1 protein-coding gene is annotated in these 261 nt (G+C 26.4%); it reads right to left on the bottom strand.

The features are described 5' to 3' along the window. Positions 1 to 211, bottom strand: a 211-nt coding sequence (locus tag H3S88_RS13205) for a DUF6708 domain-containing protein (RefSeq protein ID WP_198229266.1), incomplete at its 3' end; no start/stop codon positions are given. Between the last annotated feature and the right edge of the window lie 50 nt (positions 212 to 261).

The raw sequence follows: 261 nt of genomic DNA, 5'->3' as shown, positions 1-261 counted from the left end.
TAAAAAAGTAACTTTCATTAACATACACTTTACCCGTCTTACGATTAAATATAATGGGATTACCAAGACGGGAAAATGCATTTTGGTAGAATTCAGGAATAATTAGATATAAACCAAAACTACAAGTAATAAAACCAATTATTCCAATTAGTGCCAGTTCATGATCAAATCCAAAAATAAACATAACCATACCAACAATTAGAATATTCATCCCAATAATACAAATAAAATAAAGATATGTATAAAAAATCTGATCATTTC

Origin of the sequence: Gilliamella sp. B14448G11 (assembly GCF_016101765.1) — a bacterium.
Lineage (GTDB): Bacteria > Pseudomonadota > Gammaproteobacteria > Enterobacterales > Orbaceae > Gilliamella > Gilliamella apicola_N.
Note: the sequence above shows the minus strand (reverse complement) of the source record. Positions and strands in the feature narration are given on the sequence as shown.